This is a genomic window from Tunicatimonas pelagia, from assembly GCF_030506325.1.
Classification (GTDB): Bacteria; Bacteroidota; Bacteroidia; order Cytophagales; family Cyclobacteriaceae; genus Tunicatimonas; species Tunicatimonas pelagia.
Window position 1 is genome coordinate 723,719 of the sequence record NZ_CP120683.1, and the last position, 21,441, is coordinate 745,159.

Sequence of the window (21,441 nt, forward strand, 5' to 3'; positions counted from 1 at the left end):
CAAGTTTGTTATACAATCAGATGACCTCTGTGTTGATGGTATATCGTATACCTACTCAGATTTAGATAGAGCACTGGTAGCTTCGTTATCTACAAACCAGTGAACATCACCGTGGGTAGGCCGGATCAGCTGAGCCGGGTACTGGTTGGGTTCGTAGGGTCCTTCCAATACGTGCTTAAGGGCTTCCGCTTTTCCTTCACCATAAGCAATGAATGCTACGCTGTGAGCCTGATTGACTAATTGGGGCGTAAGCGTAATCCGGTAACTATCCAACTTAGGCACGAAAACCTCTTTCACCCACGTCATTTCCTTCTGAGAAATAGACACCCCCGGAAATACTGAGAGCGTATGGCCATCGCCACCCATACCGAGCCACACCAAGTCGAAGCGGGGCGACCGCCCTTGAAAGAAACGCTGGAGTACCTCTTCGTACTGTAACGCGGCTACATCTGCCCGCAAGCCGCCCTGAATCGGGAATATCTGATCTTCAGGAATAGGAACATGGCGCAAAAGGGCATCCATCGCCATTCCGGCATTGCTATCAGCATGGTCTATTGAAACCGCTCGTTCATCGCCCCAAAAAGCATACACATTCTTCCAGGGTACTTTAGATGCTAACGGTTCTTTCGCCAATAGCTCGTACATCGCCTTGGAGGAACTACCTCCTGATAAGCAAACCGTAAAGCGACCGTATTTTTCTACCGCTTCTTGCGCTTTAGAAACAAATAACTCAGCCGCACAGTAGCTGAGATCATTCACTTCGTTATAGGTATGTAAGTTGATAACCCCAGCCTTAGATTCATTGTGCTTATCCTCAATCACCGTCTCGAGTACATTTCGGGCGGGAGGATTAAACCACCGGTGACCATTCTGGGCGAGTAGTTTATCCGCAGCTTTCGGTCCCCAGCTTCCGGCATCGTAGCTAGGATAATCGGTGATCGGCTCGTTCTCCCAGGCTTCTAGTATCGGCATTACCGCTTCCCAAGCAGCTTCTACCTGGTCGGCCCGCATGAACAGCGCGGCATTACCCGCAATAGCATCCAGCAGCAAAGTTTCGTAGGCTTCGGGAGTAGGTGCATCGTAGGCCTCGTCGTAGTCAAAGATCATCTCTACCGGATTTACGATCTGGCTCACTCCTGGCCGTTTGGCCTGAAACCGGATTTTCATACCCATTTCCGGTTGGATGTTGATAACGATGCGGTTGGGATCCTGATTAATTTTACCGTTACTAACGAAGGCCCGGTGCGGAGCTGATTTTAGTTGAATGGTAATAGCCGTAGTTTTATCGGCCATTCGCTTACCGGTACGCACGTAGAAGGGAACATCTTGCCAACGCCAATTATCAATATAAAACTGAGCGGCTGCGTAGGTTTCGGTATTAGAATCTTCGGCCACCCCTTCGGCATCACGATAGCCAATTACTTCTTCGCCCTTAATCCAGCCGGGACCGTACTGCCCGCGTACCGCGTGATCTTTTACTTCATCAGGACTGTATTTTCGCATAGCGCGAATCACTTCAGCTTTCTTATTACGAATTTCATCAGCATTCAGTGAGATCGGGGGCTCCATCGCAATCATCGCGACCAGTTGCAGCACGTGGTTCTGGATCATATCGCGCAAAGCGCCGGAACCCTCGTAGTAACCACCCCGGGTTCCTACGCCTACTGTTTCTGATACAGTAATTTGGATGTGGTCAATATAGTTTCGGTTCCAGATGGGCTCAAACAGGGCATTGGTAAAGCGGAACGTCAGGATGTTCTGAACAGTTTCCTTCCCCAAATAATGATCGATTCGGTAGATTTGCTGCTCGGCAAATATTTTGGTTAACAACCGATTGAGCGAATGAGCGGTCTTGAGATCGTGCCCGAAAGGTTTTTCTACTATAATCCGGGTGCGGTTAACATCATTACAGGCTCCGGCTCGCCCTAAGTTGATAGCAATCGGCTCAAACAACGAGGGAGATACTGAGAGGTAAAATAGGCGATTAGGCTCTTTAGCCCCCCACTCCTGCTCCTTCTTCTCCACTAACCCCACAACCTCTTTGTACGACTCTAGGTCTTTGACGTTGGAAACGTGATAGGAAATATGTTCGCGAAATTCTTCCCAACTGCCGTTCTCCGCCTTTCGGCGAGAAAAATCATTAACTCCTTCTTCTAATACCTCCCGAAATTCTTCATCAGAGAACTCGGTTCGCCCTAGTCCGATGATATGAAATTGCTCGGGTAGGTACCGATCAATGTACAAGTTGTATAATGCCGGAATGAGCTTCCGCTTGTTCAGGTCACCACTACCGCCAAAAATAACAATGGTGGTCGGGTTTATATTTTGGTAGTCAACAGAATTCATTTCTCTTTGATTATGGAGACCGGAGTCCGAAGACAGGAAACCGGAAATGGTTTATTAATAAAAATTTGATTTAACGGAAAACTTTATTGCTTTCTGCATAGCTTCATAGAAGGTTCGGACTCTGGTTTCCAGAATCCGGTCTCCGTTCAAGATTGATTCCACTCAGTGTGGAAGATGCCGGGCTCGTCGGTGCGCTCGTAGGTATGGGCTCCGAAGTAGTCGCGCTGGGCTTGAGTTAAGTTAGATGGTAGTCGCTGACTGCGGTACGCATCGAAGTAGGTGAGCGAAGAAGCCATAGCCGGCACCGGAATACCTTGCTCTACGCCTAACTGTACCACCTTTCGGGTAGCAGCATGGCGCTCTTTCATGATCTTCGCCAGCGACTCATCCAGAATTAAGTTAGGTAAGTCAGGACGATTGCGGTAGGCTTGCATAATGTTTTCTAAAAAAGTAGCTCGAATAATGCAACCGCCTCGCCAGATGCGAGCCACGTCTTCCAAATTAAGGCCGTAATCAAATTCTTCCGAAGCCGCTTCTAACAATGCTAGTCCTTGGGCGTAGGTAATGGCAATAGCAAAATACAACGCATGTTCCAGCTCTTTTTCCGTATTCAGCCGATCTTCTGCTACATCCAGATCGCCCAAATCTAAGTCTTTGCAGGCTTCTACCCGTTCTTCCTTCAAGGCTGACAAAAACCGCATCGTTACCGACACATCAATGGTAGGGATTGGAATACCCAAATCCATCGCTACCTGGGAAGTCCACTTGCCCGTACCCTTCTGCTTGGCTTTATCTAAAATTTTATCTACCAGCAATCCGTCGCCTTTATCATCCGGCTGTTTGAAGATATTCGCCGTAATTTCTATTAAGAAAGATTGTAGCTCACCTTCGTTCCACTCAGCGAATAATCGCTGAATATCGTCGTTGCTTAGCTTCATTCCTCGCTTCATAAAATCGTAAACCTCAGCGGTGAGTTGCATAATGCCGTACTCAATGCCGTTATGCACCATTTTCACGAAGTGCCCCGCCGACTTACTTCCCAGATAGGTAACACAAGGCTCACCGTTTACTTTAGCCGCGGCGGCTTCCATCATTGGGCGAACAATTTCGTAGGCTTCTTTACTTCCGCCGGGCATCAGGCTGGGGCCATGCCGCGCCCCTTCTTCTCCCCCAGATACACCGATACCGATATAGCGCAGGTTTTCTTTTTCTAATTTTTCGGTACGACGATCCGTATCTTTAAAGTAGGAGTTACCCCCGTCAATGAGAATATCGCCGGGTTCCAGATGCGGCATTAGTTCATCAATCACTGCATCCACTATTGACCCGGCTGGAACCAGCATCATAATTTTGCGGGGTGTCGCCAGTCGGGATAAAAATTCGTCAATGGTAGTGACCCCGTCGATCTTACCTCCGCTAGCATCGTTAAGAGCTTGGGCTTTTTTAGGGTCTTTATCGTAACCTACCGCCGTAAAGCCGCTATCGGCGACATTCATCAGGAAATTGCTGCCCATCACTCCTAGGCCGACCATTCCAAATTCACATTGTTCGTGTTCCATAGTTATTTTGATGATTGACGAATAATGATGAATGAATGATGATTAACAAAGGTCATTATTCATTCATCATTATTCATTACTAATTATTTTCCAGTGCAAGTACTTTGTTGAGCCGGCGGACGTGTCGTTCTTCGCCGGAGAATTTTGCGTTTAGAAAGGCTTTGGTCATTTCTTTGATAAGCTCTTCGCCAAACACTCGAGCTCCGAAGCAAACAATATTCATGTCATCGTGCTCCACTCCCTGCCGGGCGGAGTACGTATCACAGATCAAGGCAGCTCGTACTCCATCGATCTTATTAGCTGCAATGGAGGCTCCTACTCCGCTACCGCAGAGGGCGATTCCTCGTTCTACTTCGCCACTGGCTACCGCCCGGGCAATGCGTTCGGCAAAATCCGGGTAGTCATCCAGTGCATCGTATGCTAAGGCTCCGTAGTCGGTCAGCGAAATTCCGTCCAGCGTTTGAATGAAGTTTTTGAGCTTTTCTTTGGCGTGAAAACCACCGTGGTCAGCAGCAATACCTAGTTTCATAGTTTACTTTGGTGTTATAGTGTTTTGGTGTTATAGTGCTATCGTGCTCAGATTATATGGTTCTAACTGCATGGCTTAAAAAATTGACCGCGAGAACCATAACACCTTAACACTTTGTACTATAACACCAAGTAATTTAGACATTCGCCGTTTCTGCGAGTTGCTTGGCGTGTTTTACTACATTGTCTACGGTAAAGCCGAATTCTTCCATTAGCTTTTTACCGGGGGCTGATTCGCCGTAGGTGTCAATACCGATGGCCACGCCTTCGTCGGTAATATACTTGTGCCAGCCTAGTGTTACTCCGGCTTCAATAGATATGCGTTTGCGAATTTCCTTGGGGAATACGCTCTCTCTGTACGACACATCTTGCTTCTCGAAAAGCTCCCAGCTAGGCATACTTACCACCCGAGCGTGAATACCTTCGCCAGCTAATTTTTCTTGGGCTTGTAGTGCTAGTTGCACCTCAGAGCCACTGGCGATCAGAATCATTTGCGGAGCATCATCGGCATCTTTCAATATGTAAGCACCTTTTTCCAGACTTTGCGGTCCTTCGCAGTGCTCGTAGTTGATGACCGGAATACCCTGGCGGGTCAGTACAATGGCTACCGGACCATCTTTGTGCTCAATCGCTACACGCCAAGCGTGGGCGGTTTCGTTGGCATCACCAGGACGGATGTTGACTAGGTTAGGAATTGCTCGCATAGACATTAGATGCTCTACCGGTTGGTGGGTGGTTCCGTCTTCACCCAGCCCAATACTATCGTGGGTGTAGATAAAAATAGAACGCAGCTTCATAATACCGGCTAAGCGCAACGTAGGCCGCATGTAATCAGTGAAGATGAAGAAGGTTGATCCGTAAGCAATGGTTCCTTCGGTTAAAGTTAATCCATTGACAATCGCTCCCATGGCGTGTTCTCGAATTCCGAAGTGAATATTTTGTCCGCCGTAGTTACCATGCTCAAAGCTTCCTGAGTCTTCCACTTCTGTCTTGGTTGACTCCACTAAGTCAGCCGCTCCGCCGATTAAAAGCGGGAAGTGCTTAGCAATAGCGTTCATCACTTTCTTACCAGCGTTTCGGGTAGCAACACTTCCCTCTTCGGGTTTGAATACGGGTAGGTCATCTTGCCAACCGGAAGGGTACTGCTCTTTGGCGAAATTCAAGTATTCTTCGGCCAGATCAGCGTGTTCACCTTTGTACGACTGGAATAGCTCATTCCACTTATCCTCTTTCTCCTGCCGTTTCTCTACTGCTTTTTTGTAGAAATCATACACCTCGTCGGGAACGTAAAAATGTTTTTCAGGATCCCAGCCCAGATTTTTCTTGGTAGCAGCTACTTCATCACCCCCCAACGGAGCACCGTGTGCGCCTGAAGTATTAATTTTATTGGGGCTTCCGTAGGCGATTATGGTTTTCACCCGAATCAGCGATGGCTGATCTTCTACGGCTTCCGCAGTACGGATAGCTTGCTCTAGTGCGTCCAGATCATTTACATCTTCCACCGTTTGGGTGTGCCAACCGAAGGAGCGGAAACGAGCTTCTACATCTTCGGTGAAGGTAATGCTGGTCGTTCCGTCAATAGTGATATTATTATCATCGTAGAGGTAGATTAGGTTACCCAGCTTCAAGTGCCCAGCCAAAGAGCCTGCTTCGGAAGAGATTCCCTCCATAAGATCACCATCACTACAGATAGCGTAGGTCTTGTAATTGAAAATATCTTTTCCTTCTTGATTGTAACGAGCGGCCAAAAACTTCTGCCCGATTGCAAAACCTACTCCGTTAGCAAAGCCTTGCCCGAGTGGGCCAGTGGTTACTTCTATTCCGGGGGTTAGGTGGTATTCGGGATGCCCAGCCGTTTTGCTTTCCCACTGCCGGAAGTCTTTCAGATCATCCATCGACAGATCGTAGCCGGTTAAGTGTAATATGCTGTACTGAAGGATACAGGCGTGTCCGGCCGAGAGGATAAAGCGGTCGCGGTTAGGCCAGTGGGGATCATCTGGGTTATAATTCATAATGCGCGACCAAAGTACATGGGCGATGGGTGCCAGGCTCATAGCCGTACCCGGATGACCGGAATTCGCTTTTTGTACCGCATCCATAGAAAGGGTGCGAATAGTATTAATGCATAAGGTTTCTAGCTCGTGTTGGTTCATTTAGCAAAAAGTTTAGCGTAAAAATCAGGTTAAACTTAAAATATTATTTTTCTAAAAAAGGTAAAGGACTCGACCTTTATTCTATTGTTACAGTTTTTTATACGATAAAAAATAAAAAGCCTCTAAAATTTGCGTTTTCAGATAAATTTAGAAATAAATTTACCACAAGAATAGGCGAATTATCTTGTTCTGGTATTGGCATGAAAAAAGATATTGAAAAGTGCTTTCAGCTATGTAACGATCAGATGGGTCAGGTGTTTCCGAAGATTGCGCCTTCCGATTTGCAAACCATAGATTTAAGCAGTAAAAACCTAGAATTATCCGTAGAGGTGGTGTCAGATACAGCTCACTTCAATCAAGTGATTGATACTTTGCTAGCGGGCAAAGTTGGTATTGGCGGATTTTTGGAGCATCGCTCGCTCTATCAGCGTAGCTCAATGTATCAGGGAGAAGAACCGCGCTGCATTCATCTGGGGGTAGATGTGTGGGCGCCCGCACGTACGAAGGTGCACGCTCCCTGGCCGGGTAAAGTGCATAGCTTCCAGGATAACCAAGGCTTCGGTAACTACGGCCCTACCATTATTTTAGAACACGCTATTGAGGCAATGACTTTTTTTACACTTTACGGACATCTAAGTCGTTCTTCCCTAAAGAATATGCAACTTGGGCAAACTATCGAGAAAAACCAGCTCGTTGGTGAGCTAGGAGATTTTCCTGAGAACGGGGATTGGCCACCCCACTTACACTTTCAGGCAATGACTGATTTGTTGGGCAACATGGGTGACTTTCCGGGAGTGGTTACACTTGCTGAACAATATTTTTATCAAACTATTTGTATTGATCCTCAGCTTCTGCTTACATTTAAGGAACGATGAGATAATAAAGTATCTAAGTTAAACGCCGGGATTTTGGTGCGGGACGAGGAACGGAAACCGAGCATAGCCGAGCTATGAGAGGCTTTTCGTGACGAAGTACCGCGCCGAAAGAACAAGTACAAATAGGTACTTTATTGTGTTATCGTTCCTAAGTAGCTAAAACAGTTGTCTTATCGATCTTTTTTGACTTGTTAAGCAACCAAATTATGGACGAGTATTATTATACCCTAGGACTCATTCCGGGAGCAACTGTTACTGACATTAAAAAAGCATTCCGCGCATTGGCTCTTGAGCACCATCCTGATGTTAACCCGAGTCAGGAAGCAAATCGTAGATTTCAGGAAATTGTAGCTGCTTACGAGCATCTGTTGACCAATCATAAGCAAGGGTTGGCCCAGGCGTATACCCAGGCTAGCGTTCAGTACCAGGCTCGCTTTGAACAGGTGTATCAGCAACGCCCAACCTCCCCTCCCGAACCGGTGTTTGAGAGCTATACTGCTCAAAGTGCTCCGATAACGATAACTCGCCAAGTAACTTTTCTACTGCTAAACCTGCTCTCCTGCGGAGTTAGCTTATTTTTTGTCGGCTTACCGGTGCTGGTAGCCTATCTAATGATACAAAAAGGGCTAAGCGGCTGGGAAGGTGCCATGGTAGCTCCCCTCTCACTGGCCGGGATGCTAGTCATCTACCGAACTATTCGTTACCGCAGCCATGCTTTTGAGTGAGAAACAAACTAGATTGGGCGAAATTACATTATAACCGAAGCCTTACTCTGTAGTGGCTGTACAACGCTGCTAAATACAACATACTAGCCAAGCAAAAACCTCTCGGCCAACGAACAGTTAGGTTTACATGATTATTGCCGTATCGGGAAATATTGGGGCGGGAAAAACCACATTAGTCAAGCGTTTGGCCACGCACTTCGAAGCAAGGGCTGAACTGGAAGCAGTCCAGGACAACCCCTATCTGAATGATTTTTATGAGGATATGGCACGCTGGGCATTTCCCTTACAAATTTATTTTCTGAGCCATCGGTTTGAACAGGGAGTGCGCTTGGCTTCTTGTACCGAGCATATTATCTTAGACCGCACCATCTACGAAGACGCTCATATCTTTGCTGCCAACCTATTCAAGTCCGGCTACCTGAGTGACCGGGATTATCAGAACTACTGCCATCTGTACGAAACCATGATCGGCTTGGTGCCCCCACCTGATTTAATTATTTTTCTGAAAGGAAGCATACCCACTCTGCAACAACGTATTCAGCAGCGACATAGTACCCAAGACCATCAGCGAAAAAACGAAGATACTATTCCTACCGAGTATCTTCAGAACCTGAATAACCATTACGAGCAGTGGATGAACAATTTTTCACGTTGCCCGATTTTTACAATTGATATTGATTTAGTAGATTTAGCTGAAGAGCCATCGTTTCAGGAACTCTTAGACGAGATTGCCCCTTACTTACCTGTACTATGAAACATCTTTACGTAAAGCATACTGTAGATAAAACTGACATCTATCGCAAGCTAGTCGCGCTTCCGGTGCCCCACGGAGAATTTACGTACGAAAGCACGGATATTATTGCTGAAGGCGATTTTTGGCAGATGAACCAACATACCATTTCGTACCGAGAGCTACTCAGCATGTACGAAGATGGCTACCACACCATCGAGAAAGAGGAATACGACCGAGCCGAAGCTTGGTTGAAACACAGTACCAACCAAGGATAACATTTGTTTTATACCTAAGTCAATCAGTCGGGTCACTCCTGACCGGGTCGCGCCTGACCGGGTCATGCGATTGGTGCTCAACTGAGATATGGCTTTGCTCGTAGGAGCTGTCCATGTAGCGCTGGGCAAACTTTTTTAGCTCTTCGGCTCGCTGTCGCAGTTTTTCCGCTTGCTGGTCAGCCAGCTCCATATTATGAATAATCGCCCGTTGGGGGTCGGGGTCAGGAGAGGTGGTTGTGTTCGCCATGACCGTAAATTTTGGTACTAATAAGGTAACCATTTCTTTTGAAAAATGCGCTATTCCCGCCCTTGAATTTTCGAAGAGAGTCCCTATTTTTGCCCCTCCTTTTTTGTCTCTAATCCACTTATTGCATGACCGCTCTTATTGACCGTATATCCCAAGCCCTACAAATCAGTACTCGACAGGTAAGCCAAGCACTCCAGCTACTCGACGATGGAGCTACCGTACCCTTTATTGCCCGCTACCGAAAAGAAGTGACTGGGAGCTTAGATGAAGTACAGATCACACAAATTCGCGATCAGGCTAGTCAGTTGCGGGAGCTGGATAAGCGAAAAGAAAGCGTACTTTCATCAATCAATGAGCAAGGAAAATTATCCAATACTTTGCGAAAGCAAATTGAAGAGGCCCAAACCATGGCGAAAGTAGAAGACCTCTACTTACCCTACAAACCCAAACGACGCACCAAAGCTACCATCGCCCGCGAACGGGGGTTAGAGCCACTAGCCCAGCAAATTTTTGAGCAAACTAACTCCGACCTAACTCAACTTGCCAGCTCGTTTGTGAACTCAGAACAAGAAGTAAGTACTACTGATGAAGCACTACAGGGTGCCCGCGATATTATCGCCGAGTGGATTAACGAAGACCAAGAAGCAAGGGAGACACTACGTCAGTTGTTTCGTAAGGAAGGAGTTATTAAAACCAAGGTACTGAAGGGCAAAGAGGCCGACGGTCATAAATTCCGCGATTATTTTGAGTGGGAAGAACCCGTTGCTAAAGTTCCTTCTCACCGATTACTCGCTATGCGAAGAGGCGAAAAAGAAGGCTTTCTTTCGTTAACCATCGCCCCACCCGAAGAGCAAGCGTTAGCCCGACTAGAACGTCAGTTTTTGAAGAATAACAATGACTCAACTCATCAGGTGCAGCTAGCGGTAGCCGATGCGTATAAGCGGTTACTGCGTCCCTCGCTAGAAACTGAGATTCGGCTAGAGACGAAGAAAAAGGCGGATACCGAAGCTATTGAGGTTTTCTCGGAGAACCTACGCCAGCTTTTATTAGCCGCGCCGCTGGGAGAGAAAAATATTCTGGCCTTAGACCCCGGATTTCGCACCGGCTGTAAATTAGTTTGTTTAGACCGACAGGGTAAACTGCTGGAACATACTACCATTTATCCCAACCCACCCCAGAAGCAGATTCATGAGTCGGCCAGCACCGTTATGCACCTCTGCGAGAAACACAAAATTGAAGCCATCGCCATTGGAAACGGCACCGCCAGTCGGGAAACTGAGCAGTTTGTAGCTTCTCAAGTAAAGTTTTCTTCGCCTATTCCGGTGATTGTGGTAAACGAAAGTGGCGCGTCTATCTACTCGGCTTCGGAAGTGGCTCGGGAAGAATTTCCGGATAAGGATGTGACCGTACGGGGCGCCGTTTCCATCGGTCGCCGCTTACTCGACCCACTGGCCGAACTGGTAAAAATCGACCCGAAATCTATTGGAGTTGGTCAGTATCAGCACGACGTAGATCAGAATGCGCTGAAGCAAGGGCTGGAAGATACGGTGGTAAGCTGCGTAAACAAAGTAGGCGTAGATGTGAATACCGCCAGCCAGCAGTTGCTCAGCTATGTATCCGGCATTGGCCCGGTACTAGCGAAGAATATGGTAAACTTTCGTAATGAAAATGGTGCGTTTCCGGATCGGAAATCAATCAAAAAAGTAAGTCGGTTGGGAGATAAAGTTTTTGAGCAAGCGGCGGGCTTTCTCCGAATCAGAGGCGCAAAAAATCCGCTAGATAACAGCGCCGTGCATCCCGAACGCTACAGCTTGGTACAGCAGATGGCTCGCGACCTTAACAGTAAAGTTGATGGTTTATTGACGATCCCCGAGGTACGAAAACAGATTGACATTAAGCGATACACCTCCGAAGAAGTTGGTTTACCCACGCTAAAAGATATTCTGGAAGAATTGGATAAACCGGGGCGCGACCCCCGCGAACGCTTTGAGCTTTTCCAATTTCAGGAAGGAGTAAATGAGATGAAAGATTTACAAGTAGGCATGAAGCTACCTGGCATCATCACCAATGTGACCAATTTCGGAGCTTTCGTAGATGTAGGAGTACACCAAGATGGCTTGGTACATATCAGCCACCTAGCCGATCATTTTGTGAAAGATCCTACCCAGGTAGTAAAAGTGCAGCAGAAAGTTCAAGTAACCGTGCTGGAAGTAGACATCCCCCGCAAACGAATTAGCCTTTCGATGAAGCAAGACCCATTTGCTGCTCAGCCGTCAAAAGCTAAACCGAAATCCCAGCGAGAACCCCGTAAATCAAACGGTGGTAACATGGCCGATCAGCTTCAGCAGTTGAAAAATAAGTTTCGGTAGATAAAAGTTATAGGTTGGGCAGGTTTCTAAGGTTTAGAAAGTTATAGGCTCTAAGTTCGTAGCAGTAAAACCTGTAACTTTCCAAACTTGAAACTTCTAGTAAACCAACCGCGAATTCCCTCGCTTATTAAGTCGGATGGCGGTGAAGATTTCGTAAGTCGTTAGTGGATTGCTGATGGCATTGATGGCCGTGGTATTCATGTCGTAGCTAAAACCCACGTGGAAGTTGGGAAGCTGCACTTCGGCGGTGGCTACGTAGGCATCTTGAAAGCGGTACCAGCCACCCACCCGCAACATCGTCGGCTCATTTGCCACGCGGTTCATTCGGTAAGTCAGGAAACTCCCCACATTTACTTGATTGGCTTCACCCTGGAATAGAGCTACGGCACTCCCTGATACAAATAGTTGCTCAGTTACGCCTAACACCACACTTCCGTGGGTTTTAAACATCATCGGTAGCGGATCGCTCCCTTCGGCGAGCATGGAGGTTTCGGGGGTGTTAAGATGGTAGGCGGCTACCCCTAATGAAGCCCCTTCTAAAGCGGATAAGCGTTTTCCGTAGTGAGATTCCTTTTCGTAGTATACATTTGTTCTGCGCGGGGTGTACTGCCATAGTACTCCACCACTCACATCGAAGTATGCCTTGTCGTTGAGAATCACTCCTGCCGAAGTACCATCAAACTGCCCGGTAGCCGGGTTGTAGGTACTTCCCCACTGGTAGCCCTCGGGCGAAATACTGCGCTGACCAAACCCGGTTTGCAATCCAAATACTAAGTGCTGGGTACGTTGTACATCTATCGGCAAGTCGTATCCGAACGTGAGGTTACCCCCTACATTTCGGAAGCTCCCATTCGGCCCCGCTTGGTCTTGGTGAACGGAAACTCCAATGCCGCCAATATGGCCCCGGGGTTGTATCCCTTTATCTATTCGGATGGGCAGTACTCCCGTTACCTGATTAGATAAATAGCTACCTTCTATCTGGTTCCACTGCGCCCGATGGGTAACGCTAACAATGGCGTTCTCTTCGGTTCCGGCGAAGGCCGGGTTGAGATACAATCGTGCGTTATAGAATTGAGAAAAAGATGGATCTTGGGCGTAGGCACTCTGATAAGCGGTTGCGCCTACTAACAAAGCGATATATAAAAGTTTATGTAGTTTCATGCTATTCTTTACTTAATAAGCGTGATCTTTCCTTGCTTCTGAAATGATGAGCCACCATTAAACTGGCCTCGTAAGATGTAGGTGTAAACCCCCGAAGGATGGTTTCCGCCGTCCCAGCCCTGATTGAGTGCTTCTTCTACATTGGTAGTTTCGTAGGCGATGCCTCCCCAGCGATCAATAACCTGGAAGAGAAAACCAGCTTCGGCAAAGCATCTTCCGTATACCTTAGCTACTTGGTCGTCGGGCTGAGTGGCCTGAGGGCTGAGCACATTGGGTACATTTACCAGCGACTCAATTGATGCGATCAATACAAGCTCCTCCGTCTCGTAGCGACACTCGCCGAGCTGAGTCACTAGCCGAAGGGTGTACTCGCCGGAAGTTAAGGTGGTAGAAATGCGTTCTTGCTCACTAATGAGTTCCTCATTCAGCCACCATTCGTACTGCACCCCTTCCCCTAGGTCTAGAGCACTAGCTGAAAGTGACTGCTCACTACAGTTAACTTCTTCTACTCCGTAGTCGAAAGCTCCGGCACTGGGTAATGATATGCCCTCTATACTAAGTGTTTGGTTACTGGTGTAGGTACACTCGCCTGAGGTTACCTCCAGCGTAATTTCAGATTCACCCGAAGCCAAATCGTAGTTGACAGTGGCACTCTCTCCTACCTCTTCCCCGTTAACTAGCCAACGATAAGTACGTTCGTCACCCTCAGTATCGGCCTGTAGCGTGATAGGATTTACATTGCAGCTCGTAGATTCATTCCGTACGTAGCTAAAATTAGCCAAGGTGCTTTGATCAATTTCCGGTACAGATAGTTGCTGCTGACTAGAATATTGGCAACTTCCGTCGTTAACGATAAGCTGTACGTTATACAACCCACTACTTAGTTGCGTGGTAAAATCAGCTTCATTACCCACTATTTCATCGTCGAGCCTCCACTGGTACGTGAGCGATGAGCCTACTGAATCGGAACGGAAAGTAAAAGCTTGCCCTTCACAGGTAGGAGCACCCTCTTCGCCGTATTTGAACCGACCAAGCCCGTTGGTTACTAGAGCTTCTATTGCTACTTCTTGCGTGATGGAATCGGAACAGATACCATTGGCTACTACTAGTGAAAAATTGGTCGTTCTCCACGAAGATGCGTGATACTGCACTTCCTGGGTATCCCCTATTAAGTTTTGATCTGCGTACCATCGGTACTGAAAATCATCAGAAGCTGAGTCTGCCTCCAGCAGTAGCGTGGCGGAGCTACAAGTTTGATTTAGCACACTGTACGTAAATGAGGTGAAATTTTGCTCTTCTGACTGAATAGCAACCTCACCGGAAGCCTCACCTTCACCGCAGATGTTCTGAACCCAGGCCAACTGGTACGTTCCTAGTTTCTCAACGGTAAGCTCATACGTCTCTGATACAGTTGCTACCGTATCAACTACTTCACCGTCTAGCAGATAGGCAAACGTAAAAGGGGCAGAGCCACCTAAATTAACCGTAAGCTTTACCTCTTCTGCCGGATCACAGATTGATCTACTTTTCTGGAGTAACTGAGCCGTAGCTGGAGTAAATACGGTTACGATACTATCTTCCAGAATCGTACCTTCACATCCGATAGCCCCTAGCACACTTTTTAACGTATACTGCCCACTTAGCTCTAGCGGTAGCGAAAATGTAGAAGTAGTAATATTAGATTCAGTGTATTCTACCCCTTCTACTTCCCACACGAGCTGCCAGGGTGCGACCCCGGTTAACGCCACATTCAGAGAAGCTTTCTCAGAATCGTTGCAGACAATATCAGGATCAATAAAGCGGGCAGTTGGTTCATCAATTAATACCACCGAATCAATTTTTAATGCCGGATTGGTTACTCCGTTCGTAATTACCGCCCCCATGCCACAAGCATCTTCTACGGACTGTAGTACGTAAGTACCAGCTTCATCAAGCACCCAGTTATGCGTATCTTTTCCTACTATATCTTCTTCTTTCACCTCTTCAGTACTGGTTGTAGTAACCCCACCTTGCGTAAAGGTATATGTAACTGTCCAGGGAGCCCGTCCTCTTATGATTAGTGGTATTACTGTCTGCTCACCTTCGTGGCAAATCTGGTTGTTTTCAAGTTTGTCGTAGAAAGTTTCCCGAATGTAAACCTCGGCAGGTTCGGCTACCTCCAGCGTATCGCTATTGTTAATTATAGTTGTACAATCGTTGTTATCGGTTACCCACGATAGCCAGGTTTTTGTACTTAAGCGAAGCGTAATGGCATCGTTAGGGTTAGTGATATTGGCTACAGCCAGTTCGGTGCCATTGCTGTACCCTACCTGCCAAGGGCCATCTCCGGTGAGGGTTACGGCGGCGGTAGAATTCAAGCAACGCACTCCCGATGGATCGTCAAAAGTTACTGTAGAAGCGGTAGTACTGGTACAATTGTCGCACTTACGAAGAGCCGCTACTCGATCAAGATCGTAACCATCTCGGCTGGTAGCCGGGTCACTCACATCGGTAAGCCGAACGTATTTAATCTTTTGAGGTACTCCAGTCGGTGCTATAATATCAAAGGCCTCACTCTGACGAAGATTTTGTGTTACGGTGAAGTAGTTTATACCGTCAGCCGATACTTCTACTTTCACATTCTCCGGTGAGCCAGTGGTATTGCTGTTGCGCTCTTGAACCCATAGATCATCTCCACCCCCTAGCGAAACCGGTGTTTGGAACGCTACAACAATCTGACCGCCCAACCCCAAAGAAAAGGAGCTCGCGCCACCCTGAGCATTCCCGGTCACTACGGAATAACTATTATTATTTTCCACAATTCCTCCGTCTCTCGTGGTGCCCGGATCAAAAGAAACTACGTAGGCTGCAAAACAAGAGTCCGCTGGTGCCTGCGCTTCAACTCGGTTAGCGATTACTATCAGCAGAGCCAGCAGTACCACTAGTATAGGTGTAATCTTATCTTTCATTTTAATAATAGTAGAAAAAAATGATACTTATATTACTTGAGTATTATTTGTATCAAAATTAATCAAATTATTATTAAATATAAAAATTATAATAAATAATTACACTTTACAAATAAAATTAGTCTTGTAATAGAGTGCATAGAATCATATAATCTACTGATATTCAGTATTATGCGATTTATACTAGTTGCAAAAAAGAAAAAAGTTAAACAAAGTAAAAAAGACCGATTATTCGTAGTTTTTACCTTAGTATAGCTAAAAAATGACTACTTTTTACTAAAAATGGTACACGAATTTATACCAATAATCGCCCAACAATCTGGAAATTACTGATGAGATAGTTGAATAAGTTCGCTAACTAGGCCAGTCCATCCGGTTTGATGAGATGCCCCCAACCCCCTACCCGACTCCCCGTGGAAGTACTCGTAAAAAAGTAAATTATTGTGGAAGTGAGTATTCTGAAATGTAGGGTTATCACCCGTAAATGCCCGCTTACCATCCGCCTGCTCGGTAAATATGGAGGTTAACCGTTCGGATATTTTTTGGGCAATATGATCTAAGGTGAAAAACTTACCTGAGCCAGTAGGGAACTCTACCTTAAGAGCATTGCCGTAGTACTGGTGAAATTTCTGAAGCGATTCAATAATCATGAAATTAATAGGAAACCAAATTGGGCCCCGCCAGTTGGAGTTCCCTCCGAACATACCCGAATCAGATTCACCTGGTAAGTAAGAAACAGAATAGGTATGGTCGCCCGCTTGGTATTCGTACGGATTATTTTCGTGGTACTTAGACATAGCGCGGATACCGTAGTCCGATAGAAATTCTTGTTCCGATAGCATACGCCGTAGAATACACTTGAGGCGATGTACCCGCACTAATGATAGCATCCGGGTTTCGCCCCGGCCCGGTTCGTACCAGCGCGAAATTAACGCTCCCTGTTCCGGTCGGTTTTTGAGTACCCACTGCAATCGTCGGGTGAAATCTGGTAGATTCTTGTACAGCTCAGGGTTGAGCACTTCTACCGCAAATAGTGGAATGATCCCTACGATAGAGCGAACCTTCAGTAAGTGCCCCGGCTGTTCCGGAGGGTGCACTACATCGTAGTAAAACTCATCAACATCATCCCACAGGTCCACGTTTTCTTTACCGATATTGAACATTGAGGAGGCTATAGCCAAAAAATGCTCAAAGAACTTGGAGGCCATCTCCTGATAATAAGGGCGGGTCTGAGCAATCTCCAGCGCCATCCGTAGCATATTTAGTGAGTACATGGCCATCCAGGCAGTAGCATCCGCTTGTTCCAGGTACCCCCCGTTAGGCACATTATGGCTCCGATCAAACACTCCGATGTTATCTAACCCCAAAAAACCACCTTCAAACAAGTTATTTCCCCCCGAATCTTTCTGGTTAACCCACCAAGTGAAGTTCATCAGTAGCTTATGAAATACTTTGGCCAGAAATTCAACGTCCCCTTCGCCCCGCGTTTCTTTATCGATAGTGTATACCTGCCAAGCCCCCCAGGCATGTACTGGCGGATTTACATCACTAAAATTCCACTCGTAGGCCGGAATTTGACCGTTGGGATGCATGTAGTACTCCCGTAGCATTAGCAGAAGTTGTCGCTTGGCAAACTCAGGGTCAAGCCGAGCTAAGGGCACACAGTGAAACGCCAGATCCCAGGCAGCGTACCAGGGGTACTCCCATTTATCAGGCATAGAAATAATATTCTGGTTCACTAAGTGCCGCCAGGAGGCATTACGTCCGCTCTTACGCTCGGCTGGCAGCTCAGGCGCATTGGGATCACCCTTTATCCATTTGTCTACATCGTAGTAGTAAAACTGCTTACTCCAGAGCATTCCGGCGTAACCTTGCCGCTGGATACGCCGCTGATCCTCATCTTGAATGTTTTGCTGCAAATACTCGTAAAATAAATCGGCTTCTTGCTGACGCTGCTCTACTACCTTATCCCAGTTTTTGGCTCGAGAGGGTCGGGAAGAAAAACGGATTTTTACCGACCAGCTTTCTCCGGCAGGAATTTCTTGCTGATAATGAAGTGCTGCCTTCGTTCCGGTCTGTTCAGGGTTTACGGCTGAGTTTTCACCATTCACTACGTAACGATGAATAGCATCTTTGGGAAAGGGTGTGATGGCTTCTTGAGAGAAACGCGAGCCGTTGGTTTCGTTTTCACAAAACAACAATTCTGGTTCACCTTCGTAGCGAATAAAATAATCCGGCTGCTTACGGAAAGTTACCTTTATTGAATCTTCGGTGCTCTTCTGAAGGTTTGGTTTGTAATCATCGTATCCCCAACTCCAGGTATTCCGAAACCAGCAAGTGGGCAAGATATGAATAGGTGCTGCCTGCTTACTGCGGTTCCATACTGTCACTTTCATGATGATATCATTCTCCTTCGCTTTAGCGTACTCCACATATACATCAAAGTATTCGTCATTATTGAACACGCCAGTGTCAATCAATTCATATTCTAGTTGTTGTTTATTTCGCTTTCGGTTTTCACTAACTATTTTCTGATAGGGAAATTCTTGCTGTGGATACTTATAAAGCATCTTCATGTAGGAGTGAGAAGGAGTACCATCTAGGTAGTAATAAAGCTCCTTCACATCTTCGCCGTGGTTTCCTTCGGGATTACTTAGCCCAAATAACCGTTCTTTCAGAATGGGATCTTTTTCGTTCCAGAGAGCCAGCCCTAGGCAAATCATTTGCTTATTATCCGAAAAACCGGCAATTCCGTCTTCCCCCCAACGGTAGGCGTAGCTACGCGACATATCGTGCGAAATATGCCCCCAGGCATTACCATGATCGCTATAATCTTCCCGAACCGTGCCCCACTGCCGTTCCGAAAGATACGGCCCAAAGCGTTTCCAGCCTTCGTTTCGTTCGGTGAGCTGCTTTACTCGCTCTAATTCGGGATTACTGCTATTTTGTTGCGTGCTAGCCATAAAAATCTTTTTGAAACGTTGCTAAATAAAAAAGCATACGGGAAAAACCCGCATGCTTTATCAAAAATTTTGCAGATAATGCTATTTATGAAATATTGATTGTTCGGGGAGGACGCTGCTTCATCTCTTCCCGCTTAGGAATGCTGATATGCAAAATCCCTTCGTTGTACTTAGCCTCAATCTTTTCGGCATCGGCTGCATCGGGCAGGGTAAATGATCGGCGGAACGACTGATAGCTAAACTCCCGTCGGGTATAGTTCCCTTGCGCATCTTTTTCATCGTTATGGTGCTCAGTTTCCGAAGAAATAGAAAGCACGTTGTGATCTAGATGCAGGTTAAAACTATCTTTCTTCAAACCTGGGGCGGCTACTTCTATCGCGTACTTATCTTCTGACTCACGAATGTTAACCGCGGGCATACTACCCCGCTCCATCAAGGAACCCATATCCATATCACGACCAAAAAAGTTGTCTAATAGACTGGGAAAATTCGGAAAATCAGTTCTTCTAATTAGTGACATAGTAAAAAAATTTAGGTTGAACATTGTACATATTTAACGAAATTCAAGGTGAACGTGTTGACTTTGGAAATGATAAAATCAACGATCATACGAAATTTCTCAGACGAGTTATATTCTGTCCAACATTGGTATAATGCCAAATAGTGGGTTTTGTATTTTAACAAAATTCTGTAATTAGCAACCTAAAGTATTTCGGATTGAAAAAGCTATACCTAATCGACTTACCATAATGAATAAACTACTTTTATCTCTTTTTACGCCCATCACCACTCTTTTTCTAGTTACACACATTATTCTTACTGGCTGTAAAACCGAAACCACTTCCGAAACTGCGGAAGAGATGAGCGATAGCACGACCGTAAAACCCGTACCCTATCAGGCTATTTCTCTATTGGGTGATACGTTGTACGCAATGGAACTTTCGCCCGAACGGCAGGCCCAGTATGATTCGGTGTTGCAAGCGTCGCGTGAGTACTACCAGCAGCAACCCGATAGTGTGGATCGACTGGTTTGGGTAGGTCGCCGATTAGGCTATTTATCTCGCTATCAAGAATCTATTGACACCTTCACCGAAGGAATTCAGCAGTTTCCGGATTCTCCCGAACTGTACCGCCACCGGGGGCACCGCTATATTACAACCCGACAGTTTGATAAAGCCATTGCTGATTTAGAGAAGAGTGCCAAACTACTGGAAGGCCAGCCGATCATTATTGAGCCGGATGGTATTCCGATACCCGTACCCGCTGAACAGGAACCTACTTCGTTACAGTTTAATGTATATTACCATTTAGGACTAGCCCACTACTTGAAAGGTGACTACGGGAAAGCAGCCGAAGCCTATCAGCAGTGTTTGGAATACTGTGACGATTCTGACGAAGTGGTGGCTACGGTAGATTGGCTCTACATGACCTACCGACGGTTGGGTGAGGATGAGGTGGCCGAGCGTTTGCTAGCAGAAGTAGAACAGGAGATGGATATTGTAGCCAACGAAGGCTACTTTGAACGGTTACTGATGTACAAGGGCATGATGGCACCAGACTCTTTGCTGCAAATACCTAAAACTGCTTCGCCGGATGATCGGGCACTACAACTCGCTACTAAAGGCTACGGAGTGGCTAATTACTACTTAAATCAGGGCGATAGCAGCGCAGGAACCGAAATGATGAAAGATATTGTGGATGGTCGCTACTGGGCGGCCTTTGGCTATATTGCCGCTGAGGCTGACCTGGCTCGATTAGAAGAGGCTGAATAAATTTTTATCACTCAGCACCTTCAGTGCAATAACCCTGTAGCATCTCGTCCCTTCAAAACTGAGTTCTAGCTTTTCGTGCGAAGGGGTAATCCCATCAGTCTCGGCACTGGCACTCACTTGCTGAAAGCCTTGCTCGCTACTCACAAAATCATCGCTGACGAAGATGTAGTTTAAAAACGCTTTGGGCAACTGATCGTCAAACCCACCCTGGTCTTCGTACAAGGGGCCACTAGCTAACATGTCACTGATGGCATCCATACTGCCGGGTGCATCAATGGCCCCCGGGGTTTGCATCAGGGCATTCACAATGGCTGCTGCCGCCGCTGCCCCTCCGGCCCCACTGGTGGGCGTAGGTTCGCCGTAGGTCGCCCACACTTCCATATTCACCTTGTCCCCCTTACGGATGCGTAGGCTTTTGGCCAACCCCGTCACTTCCCCCGAGGCCCCACTGAGCCGTAGGCTGTACTCGGGACTGCCGGTGTTGGTGTGATCAAACACATCATTCGGAATAAACGTTACCTGATCATAGTTGGCAAATAACTGGCTTTCTTCCCCTGAGACAGGTTCATCGATTTCCATCGTCGCTAGGTACTCATCCGTTACGGTCTCGGAACTAAAGGTCACTCGGGTATTGCCTAAATGATCCCGAATGTCGTAGTGATAGGCATAACCTGAGCCATCCGACCCCGTTCCGGGATTGGGCACTACTCGTCCTTTTTCATGCTGAATGAGTTCTAGCAGCCGAGGTTCACTATCTACCTGGGTAAACTGCATCCCCCCGATATAG

16 protein-coding genes are annotated in these 21,441 nt (G+C 46.8%); 6 read left to right on the forward strand and 10 right to left on the reverse strand.

The genetic code is table 11. The features are described from left to right. Positions 1-51: 51 nt before the first annotated feature. The 4 genes from zwf to tkt all read right to left on the reverse strand — a co-directional run bounded on the left by zwf (position 52) and on the right by tkt (position 6,586). The gene (gene zwf / locus P0M28_RS02930) at positions 52-2,346 is read right to left on the reverse strand and encodes a glucose-6-phosphate dehydrogenase (protein ID WP_302207957.1); all 2,295 of its coding nucleotides are present in this window, start codon (positions 2,344-2,346) and stop codon (positions 52-54) included. Positions 2,347-2,492: 146 nt separating this feature from the next. Then, entirely contained in the window at positions 2,493-3,905 is a 1,413-nt protein-coding gene (gene gnd, locus P0M28_RS02935; RefSeq protein WP_302207958.1) for an NADP-dependent phosphogluconate dehydrogenase, read from the reverse strand. A 79-nt stretch (positions 3,906-3,984) separates the two neighbouring features. After that, positions 3,985-4,434 carry an RpiB/LacA/LacB family sugar-phosphate isomerase gene (locus P0M28_RS02940; RefSeq protein ID WP_302207959.1) on the reverse strand — a complete coding sequence of 150 codons (450 nt, stop codon included), beginning with the start codon at positions 4,432-4,434 and terminating at the stop codon, positions 3,985-3,987. Between the two features lie 136 nt (positions 4,435-4,570). Beyond that, a complete protein-coding gene (tkt, locus tag P0M28_RS02945) occupies positions 4,571-6,586 on the reverse strand; it encodes a transketolase (protein WP_302207960.1) in 2,016 nt (671 codons plus the stop codon). Between the two features lie 200 nt (positions 6,587-6,786). Here tkt and P0M28_RS02950 point away from each other — a divergent pair, with 200 nt between their 5' ends. The 4 genes from P0M28_RS02950 to P0M28_RS02965 all read left to right on the forward strand — a co-directional run bounded on the left by P0M28_RS02950 (position 6,787) and on the right by P0M28_RS02965 (position 9,194). After that, positions 6,787-7,461 (forward strand): peptidoglycan DD-metalloendopeptidase family protein, encoded by a 675-nt coding sequence (locus P0M28_RS02950; RefSeq protein ID WP_302207961.1) that lies wholly within the window; start codon positions 6,787-6,789, stop codon positions 7,459-7,461. Positions 7,462-7,667: 206 nt separating this feature from the next. After that, a complete protein-coding gene (locus P0M28_RS02955) occupies positions 7,668-8,186 on the forward strand; it encodes a J domain-containing protein (protein ID WP_302207962.1) in 519 nt (172 codons plus the stop codon). Between the two features lie 127 nt (positions 8,187-8,313). Further along, positions 8,314-8,940, forward strand: coding sequence for a deoxynucleoside kinase (locus P0M28_RS02960; protein WP_302207963.1), 627 nt, complete (start codon positions 8,314-8,316; stop codon positions 8,938-8,940). Continuing rightward, positions 8,937-9,194: a hypothetical protein gene (locus P0M28_RS02965; protein ID WP_302207964.1), complete on the forward strand. Its 258-nt coding sequence runs from the start codon at positions 8,937-8,939 to the stop codon at positions 9,192-9,194. Before P0M28_RS02960 ends, P0M28_RS02965 begins: the two co-directional genes overlap by 4 nt. A 19-nt stretch (positions 9,195-9,213) precedes the next feature. On the opposite strand, the gene P0M28_RS02970 is transcribed toward P0M28_RS02965, so the two are convergent. Further along, the gene (locus P0M28_RS02970) at positions 9,214-9,441 is read right to left on the reverse strand and encodes a hypothetical protein (protein WP_302207966.1); all 228 of its coding nucleotides are present in this window, start codon (positions 9,439-9,441) and stop codon (positions 9,214-9,216) included. A 125-nt stretch (positions 9,442-9,566) separates the two neighbouring features. Between P0M28_RS02970 and P0M28_RS02975 the strand changes: the two genes are divergently transcribed. Continuing rightward, positions 9,567-11,810, forward strand: coding sequence for a Tex family protein (locus P0M28_RS02975; protein WP_302207967.1), 2,244 nt, complete (start codon positions 9,567-9,569; stop codon positions 11,808-11,810). A gap of 96 nt (positions 11,811-11,906) precedes the next feature. Here P0M28_RS02975 and P0M28_RS02980 read toward each other — a convergent pair whose 3' ends face one another. The 4 genes from P0M28_RS02980 to P0M28_RS02995 form a co-directional block, all read right to left on the reverse strand. Then, positions 11,907-12,971 carry a PorP/SprF family type IX secretion system membrane protein gene (locus tag P0M28_RS02980; RefSeq protein WP_302207969.1) on the reverse strand — a complete coding sequence of 355 codons (1,065 nt, stop codon included), beginning with the start codon at positions 12,969-12,971 and terminating at the stop codon, positions 11,907-11,909. A gap of 8 nt (positions 12,972-12,979) precedes the next feature. Beyond that, positions 12,980-15,919: a T9SS type B sorting domain-containing protein gene (locus P0M28_RS02985; RefSeq protein ID WP_302207970.1), complete on the reverse strand. Its 2,940-nt coding sequence runs from the start codon at positions 15,917-15,919 to the stop codon at positions 12,980-12,982. Between the two features lie 326 nt (positions 15,920-16,245). Beyond that, a complete protein-coding gene (locus P0M28_RS02990; protein ID WP_302207971.1) occupies positions 16,246-18,882 on the reverse strand; it encodes an MGH1-like glycoside hydrolase domain-containing protein in 2,637 nt (878 codons plus the stop codon). Between the two features lie 85 nt (positions 18,883-18,967). Next, the gene (locus P0M28_RS02995) at positions 18,968-19,402 is read right to left on the reverse strand and encodes an Hsp20/alpha crystallin family protein (RefSeq protein WP_302207973.1); all 435 of its coding nucleotides are present in this window, start codon (positions 19,400-19,402) and stop codon (positions 18,968-18,970) included. A gap of 229 nt (positions 19,403-19,631) precedes the next feature. Between P0M28_RS02995 and P0M28_RS03000 the strand changes: the two genes are divergently transcribed. Next, complete coding sequence (locus P0M28_RS03000; protein WP_302207974.1) at positions 19,632-20,654, forward strand: tetratricopeptide repeat protein; 1,023 nt, start codon at positions 19,632-19,634, stop codon at positions 20,652-20,654. Here the strand turns inward: P0M28_RS03000 and P0M28_RS03005 are convergent. Continuing rightward, positions 20,637-21,428 carry a hypothetical protein gene (locus P0M28_RS03005; protein WP_302207975.1) on the reverse strand — a complete coding sequence of 264 codons (792 nt, stop codon included), beginning with the start codon at positions 21,426-21,428 and terminating at the stop codon, positions 20,637-20,639. The genes P0M28_RS03000 and P0M28_RS03005 overlap by 18 nt on opposite strands. Positions 21,429-21,441: the final 13 nt, after the last annotated feature.